Annotated in this window: 10 protein-coding genes; 7 read left to right on the forward strand and 3 right to left on the reverse strand. The window is 66.5% G+C overall.

All coding sequences use genetic code 11. The features are described from left to right. The first annotated feature begins 21 nt into the window (after positions 1-21). Genes AC5RWT_RS18885 through AC5RWT_RS18895 form a run of 3 tightly spaced genes read left to right on the forward strand, consistent with a single transcriptional unit; the run spans position 22 to position 1,231 of the window. A complete protein-coding gene (locus tag AC5RWT_RS18885; RefSeq protein ID WP_494081492.1) occupies positions 22-642 on the forward strand; it encodes a TetR/AcrR family transcriptional regulator in 621 nt (206 codons plus the stop codon). Between the two features lie 58 nt (positions 643-700). Beyond that, the gene (locus tag AC5RWT_RS18890; protein WP_136784705.1) at positions 701-925 is read left to right on the forward strand and encodes a DUF3107 domain-containing protein; all 225 of its coding nucleotides are present in this window, start codon (positions 701-703) and stop codon (positions 923-925) included. Between the two features lie 6 nt (positions 926-931). After that, positions 932-1,231, forward strand: coding sequence for a hypothetical protein (locus AC5RWT_RS18895; RefSeq protein WP_494081493.1), 300 nt, complete (start codon positions 932-934; stop codon positions 1,229-1,231). Between the two features lie 7 nt (positions 1,232-1,238). Here AC5RWT_RS18895 and AC5RWT_RS18900 read toward each other — a convergent pair whose 3' ends face one another. Next, positions 1,239-1,661, reverse strand: a complete 423-nt coding sequence (locus AC5RWT_RS18900) for a 4a-hydroxytetrahydrobiopterin dehydratase (protein WP_494081494.1) — start codon at positions 1,659-1,661, stop codon at positions 1,239-1,241. Between the two features lie 22 nt (positions 1,662-1,683). Beyond that, positions 1,684-2,379, reverse strand: a complete 696-nt coding sequence (locus AC5RWT_RS18905) for a ferritin-like fold-containing protein (RefSeq protein ID WP_494081495.1) — start codon at positions 2,377-2,379, stop codon at positions 1,684-1,686. 51 nt (positions 2,380-2,430) lie between these two features. Here AC5RWT_RS18905 and AC5RWT_RS18910 point away from each other — a divergent pair, with 51 nt between their 5' ends. The 3 genes from AC5RWT_RS18910 to AC5RWT_RS18920 all read left to right on the forward strand — a co-directional run bounded on the left by AC5RWT_RS18910 (position 2,431) and on the right by AC5RWT_RS18920 (position 6,874). Beyond that, positions 2,431-3,990: an RNB domain-containing ribonuclease gene (locus AC5RWT_RS18910; protein ID WP_494081496.1), complete on the forward strand. Its 1,560-nt coding sequence runs from the start codon at positions 2,431-2,433 to the stop codon at positions 3,988-3,990. A 287-nt stretch (positions 3,991-4,277) separates the two neighbouring features. Further along, a complete protein-coding gene (locus tag AC5RWT_RS18915; RefSeq protein ID WP_494081497.1) occupies positions 4,278-5,954 on the forward strand; it encodes a DEAD/DEAH box helicase in 1,677 nt (558 codons plus the stop codon). Further along, positions 5,954-6,874: a DNA-methyltransferase gene (locus AC5RWT_RS18920; RefSeq protein ID WP_494081498.1), complete on the forward strand. Its 921-nt coding sequence runs from the start codon at positions 5,954-5,956 to the stop codon at positions 6,872-6,874. The genes AC5RWT_RS18915 and AC5RWT_RS18920 overlap by 1 nt, the downstream gene beginning before the upstream one ends. Before the next feature lie 4 nt (positions 6,875-6,878). Here AC5RWT_RS18920 and AC5RWT_RS18925 read toward each other — a convergent pair whose 3' ends face one another. Next, the gene (locus tag AC5RWT_RS18925) at positions 6,879-7,742 is read right to left on the reverse strand and encodes a PHP domain-containing protein (RefSeq protein WP_494081499.1); all 864 of its coding nucleotides are present in this window, start codon (positions 7,740-7,742) and stop codon (positions 6,879-6,881) included. A 72-nt stretch (positions 7,743-7,814) separates the two neighbouring features. On the opposite strand from AC5RWT_RS18925, the gene AC5RWT_RS18930 reads away from it, so the two are divergent. Beyond that, positions 7,815-9,386 (forward strand): aminopeptidase P family protein, encoded by a 1,572-nt coding sequence (locus AC5RWT_RS18930; RefSeq protein WP_494081500.1) that lies wholly within the window; start codon positions 7,815-7,817, stop codon positions 9,384-9,386. Positions 9,387-9,445: the final 59 nt, after the last annotated feature.

Below are 9,445 nucleotides of genomic sequence, written 5' to 3' on the forward strand. Positions count from 1 at the left end.
CGGAAGAGGCCGTGTAACACCGTGACTACTGAACCCCGCTCAGCTGCCAGGCCCACTCGATTGCCACGCGAGGAACGGCGGCGCCAGCTGCTGCAGGCGGCCCACGAGGTTTTCGTAGCCAACGGCTACCACGCTGCGGCGATGGACGAGATTGCCGACGCCGCGCGCGTGAGCAAACCGGTGCTCTACCAGCACTTCCCCGGCAAGCGGGAACTTTACCTGGCCCTGCTGGACTACCATCTGGAATCGCTGAACGCCATGCTGATGGCCGCGTTGAATTCGACGACGGACAACAAGCAGCGTGTGCACGCCACCATCCGGGCGTACTACCAGTTCATTGCCCAGGACAGCCAGGCGCACCGGCTGGTCTTCGAGTCCGACTTGAACAACGACCCGGACGTCAGTGCCCGGCTCGAGGACTTCAACGCGGGGCTGGCCAGCGCCATCGCCGGTGTCATTGCGGAGGACACCAAGCTGTCCGACGTCGAGGCCACGCTGCTGGGCCGCGCGCTGGCCGGCATGGCGCAGGTCAGCGCCCGGTATTGGCTGCGCGCGGGCGGCGAACTGGACCAGGACGCCGCCAGTGAACTGATCTACCGTTTAGCTTGGCGCGGAATTTCCCGCTTCCCCAAGGAACCCTAGGATAGATTCGCCAGTAGGGAACCCACCCGCTTACAGCACTTAACCAGGAGGCATCAGCGTGGAAGTGAAGATCGGCATGCAGAACGTCGGCCGCGAAATCGTGCTCGATTCGTCGCAGTCGCCGGATGAAGTGGCTGAGATCGCCAGCCGCGCCATGAACGGCGGCGCCGAGCTGCGCCTGACCGATGCCAAAGGACGCCTGGTGATCATTCCGTCCAATGTCCTGGCATATGTGGAGATCGGCGCCGAAGGTCCGCGGCCCGTCGGATTCGGCGCTCTCTAACTGCCCATGGTCGCGCTGGTCATGCTGGTGCTGGTGGCGGCCGCCGCCGGGTTCACAACCTGGGCGGTAGACGCCCGCCGCCACGCCTACGGCGTACTGCTGCCGCCGGCGATCGCGGTCGCCGCAGCAGTGCTGCTGTGGTTCGTCCTCATGGCCGCCGGCCTGGGCTCCGCGCCGGGAGTGCATTTCCTGGCCTGGCTGCTGCCGATGGCCGTTTCCATTCCCGCGGCCTGGGCCGGCGCCTGGTGGATCGGGCGCCGCCGGCTACAGCGGGACACCGAACAGCTCACCGCCCTGCTGGGCTGAGACACCGCTAGTCCGGGTAGGCGTCCGGATCCGCGTCGGCGGAAAGCTTTCGCGCCAAGACGCTCACGGCCGCCGCGGCGGACACGTCGCGGGTCGTGACCTTGGAATCGGCGTCGTGCGATGTGAAACGCAGAAGGACCTTGTTGTACCGCCAATCCAGGTCGGGATGGTGTTTTTGTTCCTCGGCCAGATCCCCCACCGCGGCAATGAATCTCAATGCCTCTCGCCCGCTGTCCAAGGTGAACACGCTGACAAGCGCTCCGTCGACATAACGCCACTGCGGCAACCCGCTGAGCTGCCGGTCTATCTCTTCGCTGCCGAGTACGTCTTTGGCTCGTCCCACGATGTCCTCCCGTCTGCTGAACACCCCGGTCCGGCTGCCCCGGCGCAGGGTGAGGCCGTCCCGTGCCGCCAGCCTACCGGCGATCACGGCTGCGCTGAAGGGCTCCCGCCTACGCCGTCAGGCCCAAATCGTTCATCCGGCGGGAATGGTTCTGGGTCAGCCGGGCGAACAATTCGCCGGTCGCTTCCACCTGCCGGTCCGGATCCTGTCCCCGCATCAGCTCGCTCAGCACAGCACGCTCAATGCCGATCCGCTGCGCCTGGGTCAGCGCCTCCCCGACCAGCCGGCGCCCCCACAGCGCCAACCGCGAGGACAACCGGGGATCGTCGGCCAGTACCTGCTTCAACCGGGCGGCGATCATCGAGATCTGTTCCGTGTTTTCCTTGATCCGGGCGACAAGCTTCTGCGTCTCGGTGTCAAGCGCTCCGGCGATGTGCAGATAGAAGTCGCCCAGCACGCCGTCGGTGACATACGCCTTCATTAGGGACTCATACCAGTCGGCAGGGCGGGTCCGGTCGTGGAACGCGTCGATGGAGGGCTGGAAAGGAGCCATGGCCGTTTCCACGTCCACGCCCAGTAGTTCCAACTGGGCGGCCACCGCCTCGAAATGCTCGAACTCCGTCACCGCGAGCCGGCCGACCGCAGCCCGGTCGTGCAGGGTGGGCGAAAAGCGGGCGTCGGAGGAAAACCGCTCGAAGGCGGACAATTCGCCGTAAGCCATCACGCCGTAAAGATCGATCAGGAACTGTCGGCGGCGGTCGGAATCCTCTCCGGCCGGCGCGGGAACGGTGCTCTCGGTGCTCATGGAATCAAGGGTAGCGTCCCATTTCCCGGCGGCTGCAGTTAGGCTGGCCCTGTGCCGTACCCGCATTTGGATTCACAGGTCAACGAGTCCCAGCATCTGCTGGCACGGGTGCTGAAGGACCTGCGGACAGAGTTCGATCTGCCGCAGGATTTTGACGCGGCCGCGATCGCCGAAGCCCGGGCAGCCGTGGCCGCTCACCAGATGCCGCAGACCGATTTGACGGCACTTGACTTTGTCACGATCGATCCGCCCTCGTCCACTGATCTCGACCAGGCCCTGTACATCGAGTCCACCGACGGCGGCTACACCGTCTGGTACGCCATCGCCGACGTCCCGTCTTTTGTGGAAGCCGGCGGGGAGCTGGATGCCGAGACCCGACGGCGCGGCCAGACCATTTACGCTCCGGACGGACGGATTCCGCTGCATCCCGACGTCATCGGCGAACAGGCCGGGTCGCTTCTGGCCGACCATGTTCGGTCTGCCTACGTGTGGCGGTTCGAGCTCGACGCCGGTGCGCGCGTCACCGCCGCCAGCGTGGAACGCGCGAAGGTGCGCAGCCGGGCCAAGCTGAACTACGAGCAGGTGCAGCAGGACATCGACTCGGGCGATGCGGCCCCCACCCTGCTCCTGTTGAAGGAAGTCGGCATCAAGCGGGTGAAGCTGGAACGGGAGCGCGGCGGGGCCAGCCTCAATGTTCCCGACCAGGAGATAGCCCACGACGGGCGGCACTACTTCATTGTGACCAAACCACCGTTGCCGGTGGAGGATTGGAACGCCCAGATTTCGCTCATGACGGGAATGGCTGCAGCCAGGATCATGTTGGAGGGGCAGATCGGAATCCTTCGCACGATGCCCGGCCCTGATCAGGACGCCGAAGCCCAGTACCGCCGGCAGACCGAAGCCCTGGGCTTTCCGTGGCCGCAGGACATGCCCTATGGCGACTATCTGCGCAGCCTGGACACTACGGACCCCAGGCAGTTGGCCCTCATGCATGCGGCCACTGCGTTGTTCCGCGGCGCCGGTTACACGCCGTTCGACGGCGAGCTTCCCGCTGAGCAGCTGCAGGCGGCCATCGCTGCCCCTTACGCGCACGCCACCGCTCCCCTGCGCCGGCTGGTGGACCGCTTCGTGCTGGTGATCTGCCATGCCTTGTGCAGCGGAAACCCGGTGCCGCAGTGGGCGCGGGACGCACTGGACGAACTGCCCAGGCTGATGGCGGCTTCCGACCAGCTGGCCGGCCGTGTGGACCGCGCGGCCCTCGACGCCGTGGAGACTGCGCTGCTGAGCCACCGTGTCGGGGAGGAGTTCGACGCCGTGGTGATCACCGGCACCCGCACCCCCGGTGACGGAAACGGCAGCGCGAACGGCCACGGCAACCGCAATGGCAATGGCAACGGCAACGGCAACGGGAAAGTCCTGGTGGCGGGCCGGGGCAAAGGCAATGGAAACGGCGCTGGCGGCCAAGAGCCGTACGGCGTCGTCCAACTCAGCGACCCGCCGGTCACCGCGCGGTGCTCAGGGGTGCTGGAGGCAGGGGCCACGGTGCGCGTTCGGCTGACCTTGGCGGACATCGAAGAGCGGCGCCTGCGCTTCGAGTTGGCCCGGGGATAAGCACCCGACCGGCGCGCCGGGACCCGGTTTGCCAACGCCCGGTAGACTTAGTGGTGTAGTACTGGATGCCCGGTCGTTGATTGAGTGAAGTGAATCCATCAACAGATCCGTCCCTACGCGATCTTTAACCTCCTGGCCTGCCTTGTTGGCCGGCCCGGAAAGCAGTTGTTAGCCCGCGATCGGCTTCCACTGGTTGCGCCACGCTTCCGCCTTGTTCCGCTCCCGCAGCATCTGCGGCAGGACCGTTGAGCACCGCGGGCGTAGGCGCCTGAATGAACGGTATGTAATTGAACACTGAAAATATCCAGGTGGCGGGCGAACAGCTTATCCACGCTGACAACAGCGCCGAAGAACTGGTTGTGGAAGCTTCCCTGGCCTCGGACGAACGCCCGCACGAACTGCCCAAGCAGACTTTCGACGATTTCAATGTCCGCGCGGACATTGTGCGCTCGCTGTTCGACGCCGGCATCACGCATCCCTTCCCGATCCAGGCCATGACCCTGCCGGTGGCCCTCGGCGGCCACGACATCATCGGCCAGGCCAAGACCGGTACCGGCAAGACCCTGGGCTTCGGCATCCCGGCGCTGCAGCGGGTCGTCGGACCTGACGACGACGGCTACGACAAGCTTCCGGTTCCCGGGGCACCGCAGGCCCTCATCATCGTGCCCACGCGTGAACTGGCCGTGCAGGTCGGCAACGACCTGACCACCGCTTCCAAGCAGCGCAACGCCCGGGTTTCGGTCATCTATGGCGGCCGCGCCTACGAGCCCCAGGTCGAGATGCTGCAGAAGGGCGTGGAGGTCGTGGTCGGCACGCCGGGGCGGCTCATCGACCTGCACCGGCAGAAGTATCTGAGCCTGAAGAACGTCCGCATCGTGGTGCTGGACGAAGCCGACGAAATGCTGGACCTGGGCTTCCTCCCGGACGTTGAAACCCTGTTGGCCGCTACTCCGGCCGTTCGCCAGACCATGCTCTTCTCGGCCACCATGCCGGGGCCCGTCATCGCCATGGCACGGCGGTACATGACTCAGCCGACGCACATCCGGGCCGCCGACCCTGACGACGAAGGCATCACCAAGAAGGACATCCGCCAGGTTGTTTACCGTGCGCACAACCTGGACAAGGACGAGGTGGTGGCCCGCATCCTGCAGGCCGAGGGCCGCGGCCGGACCATCATCTTCACCAAGACCAAACGCACAGCGGCCAAGCTGTCCGAAGAACTGGTGGACCGCGGATTCGCCGCCGGCGCCATCCACGGCGATCTGGGCCAAGGCGCCCGCGAACAGGCGTTGCGGGCCTTCCGCAACAACAAGGTGGACGTGCTGGTTGCCACCGATGTTGCTGCCCGCGGCATCGACGTAGAGGACGTCACGCACGTCATCAACTTCCAATGCCCCGAGGATGAGAAAACCTACCTGCACCGCGTGGGCCGCACCGGCCGCGCCGGGAACAAGGGCACCGCCGTGACTTTCGTCGACTGGGACGATGTCCCGCGCTGGGGACTGATCAACAAAGCGCTGGGTCTGGACGTACCGGAACCGCAGGAAACCTACTCCTCCTCGCCGCACCTGTTTTCGGATTTGAACATTCCCGAAGGCACCAAGGGCAGGCTGCCGCGCAGCCAGCGCAAGCTCGCCGGGATCGACGCTGAAAAGCTCGAAGACCTGGGCGAGACCGGAAAGCGTCCGGCACGCTCCGGCGGCCAGCGGCAGGACGGCGGCCAGCGGCAGGACGGCAGCCGTGGCGGGTCCCGCCGCGGCGGGGCACATCAGGGCGGCCCGCAGAGCCGGTCCGACTCAGGCAACCGCCGGCAGCGGCGCAGCGGTGAGGAGGCAGCTGCCGAGAGCACGGCCGGTGCCTCGGCCGAAACGCCGCGCCGAAAGCGGTCGCGCACCCGCCGCCGCAACGGCGAGGTCGTCAGCGAGACGGCCCAGCAGGGCACCGACGGCGCCAGCGGAGCATAGTGGCCGGCGGCGCCCTGTGGAGGCCGGACGGCGGCTCGCTGGTAGTCCAGGCGGACAACGCCGACTTCCTGCCCACGCTGCCGGACGGCGCTTTCACGATGATCTACCTGGATCCGCCCTTCAACACCGGGCGGGTCCAGCGCAGGCAGCAAACCTCCATGGTCCGAAGCGCCGACGGCGAGGGCGACCGAATCGGTTTCAAGGGGAGGTCCTACCAGACGGTCAAAGGCACGCTCGCCAGCTATGACGACGCGTTCGACGACTACTGGTCGTTCCTGGAGCCGCGTTTGGCTGAGGCCTGGCGGCTGCTGTCCGACGACGGCACGCTGTACCTGCATCTCGACTACCGTGAGGTGCACTATGCCAAGGTGCTGCTGGACATCCTCTTCGGCCGTGAGAGCTTCCTGAACGAGATCATTTGGGCCTACGACTACGGTGCCCGCGCGCGCAGCCGCTGGCCGGCCAAACACGACAACATCCTGGTCTACGTCAAGAACCCGAAGGCCTATCACTTCGACAGCACCGAGGTGGACCGTGAACCGTACATGGCCCCGGGGCTGGTGACGGCGGAGAAGGCTGCCCGCGGCAAGCTGCCCACTGATGTGTGGTGGCACACCATCGTCTCACCCACGGGCCGGGAGAAAACCGGCTACCCCACCCAAAAGCCTGAAGGGCTCTTGCGCCGGATGGTGGCCGCCAGCAGCCGGCCGGGCGACTGGGTGCTGGATTTCTTCGCCGGCTCGGGAACCCTCGGCGCTGTGGCGGCAGGCTTGGACCGTCGGTTCGTCTGCGTGGACCAGAACCCGCAGGCCATCGACGTGATGCGCAAGCGGCTGGGCAACCATGCGGCGATCATCGAAGCCGGCGCTTCGGAAGGCGACGCCGGAGCGGTGGCAGCGGCTGCATCCGCTGTTCCTTGATCAGTCAGTTGCTGATGCGGCCGGGCAGCTGAGCCGCCGTGCCGGTACCAGCGGCCAGGATGCGGTCCAGCATGGCGGGGTCGGTGGTGTTTTCACCCAGCCGGTTCGGCTTGCCGGTCCCGTGGTAGTCGCTGGAGCCCGTGACGATCAGATCGTGCCTGGCGGCCAGCCGGCGCAGCTTCTGCCGGCCATCTTCCGGATTGTCCCGGTGGTCGATCTCCAGGCCCGCCAAGCCTGCCTCAATCATCTCCGTGAACACCGGCTCGCCGACCACGCGGCCCCGGCTGCTTGCGACCGGGTGGGCAAAAACCGGCACTCCCCCGGCGTCGCGGACCAGGCCGACGGCGGTGACCGGATCGGGGGCGTAGTGCGACACGTAGTAGCGCGAGTGGGAGGTCAGGATGCGGGAAAATGCCTCGCTGCGGTCGGAGACGATCCCCGCTGCCACCAGCGCGTCAGCGATGTGCGGCCGTCCGATCGTCGCACCGTGGCCGGCGCGGGCCGTGACTTCCGCCCAGGTGATCGGGAAGTCCTCGGCGAGCAGTTCCACCATGCGTTCGGCCCTTGCCATGCGTGCGTCGCGTGCCTTGTTGATTTCGGCCAGCAAGCCGGGGTGCGCCGGATCATGCAGGTAGGAGAGCACATGCACACTGATGCCTTCGAGCGTCCGGCAGGTGACTTCCATGCCGGGCACAAAGCCCACGCCCGCCTTGGCCGCGGCGGCGCGTGCCGACTCCCAGCCGGCAGTGGAGTCGTGGTCGGTCAGCGCGACCACGTCCAGACCGGCGGCTGCCGCGGCCTGCATCACGTCGGCTGGCGGTTCGGTGCCGTCGGAAACGGTGGAATGCGCGTGGAGGTCAATCTTCACACGACCAATTTACGCCAAGACCCTGCGACGGCGGATGTTGGCAGTGCCTTGGGCCGGTGAGACGATGGAACGGTGAGTACCTACGAGAATGAAAACGCCTCCCAGCAGCCTGCCGGGGAGCAGCCGCTGGAAGACCGCGTCAACAACCGTTCGCAGCGCCCTGAATCGGACGCCTTCAAGGACTTTATGGGCAGCCACTGGGCACCGGCAGTCACCTCCGCCATCGAACAGGAGGCGGTCGCACCCTACGCCGCGCGCCGCCGTCGGGCGCTTTCCGACCAGTTCCAAGGTGAACGCCTGGTCATTCCGGCCGGTCCTCTGAAGGTCCGTTCCAATGACACCGACTACCGCTTCCGCCCGCATTCGGGCTTCGCCCATTTGACCGGCTTGGGCCTGGACCATGAACCGGACGCAGTGCTGGTCATGGAGCCCACCGAGGCTGGAACCGGTGACGACGGGGGCCATCACCGGGCCACGCTGTATTTCCGTCCGATGTCCGGCCGCGATTCCGCCGAGTTCTATGCCAACGCGCGCTACGGCGAGTTCTGGATTGGGCCCCGGCCCACGTTGGAGGAACTCAACCGGCGGCTTGGGCTGCCGACCGCTGATCTGGGCGAGCTGGAAGTTGCCATCACCAAGGACGCCGGTGTGGTCCATGTGGGCGGCATGCGCATCCGGCTGCTGCGCGAGGTCGACCTGAACGTCGACGCTTTGGTGGACACCTCGCGGATCAACACCGGCGTGGATTTGGAGGAATCCGACCAGCTGGACGGCAAGCTCTCCGAAGCGCTGTCCGAGCTGCGCCTGCTCAAGGACGAGTGGGAAGTCCAGGAGATGGAGAAGGCCGTGGCAGCCACGGTCAACGGGTTCCACGAGGTCGTCAAGGTGCTGCCGCGTGCGCTCACCCACGAGCGCGGCGAACGCGTTGTGGAAGGCGCGTTTTTCGCCCGTGCCCGTGAGGAGGGCAATGACCTGGGCTACGACACCATTGCCGCCAGCGGCAACAACGCGACGATTCTTCACTGGATCCGTAACAACGGACAGGTGAAGGCCGGCGACCTGTTGCTGTTGGACGCCGGGGTGGAGGCTGACTCCCTGTACACCGCGGACGTGACGCGCACGCTGCCGGTCAACGGCACGTTCACCGAGGTCCAGCGCAAGGTCTACCAAGCCGTACTCGACGCGGCCGATGCCGGCTTCGCCGCGGCCCAGCCCGGCGTGAAGTTCCGGGACGTCCACACTGCCGCCGTCGCGGTGCTGGCCGAACGTCTGGACGAGTGGGGCCTGCTGCCGGTGTCCCTGGCCGAGGCGCTTTCGCCTGAGGGCCAGCACCACCGGAGGTGGATGCCGCACGGCACCAGCCACCATCTGGGACTGGACGTGCATGACTGTGCCCAGGCGAAGCGCGATCTGTACCTGGACGGAGTGCTCACGCCGGGCATGGTGTTCACGATCGAGCCCGGACTGTATTTCAAGGACGAGGATCTGGCCGTGCCTGCCGAATACCGCGGTATCGGCGTCCGGATCGAAGACGACATCCTGATGACCGCCGATGGTCCGGTGAACCTGTCGGCGGCGCTGCCGCGCAAGCCCGAGGACGTGGAGTCCTGGATGGCGGGCATCTACGGCACGACCGGCGAGTAACACAGCCGGCGGCAGCAGTTAGGGTACTGCCGCACCAGCAGCAAGGGATCCGCCGTTTG

The sequence above is a fragment of the Arthrobacter sp. Dra40 genome (assembly GCF_059091905.1).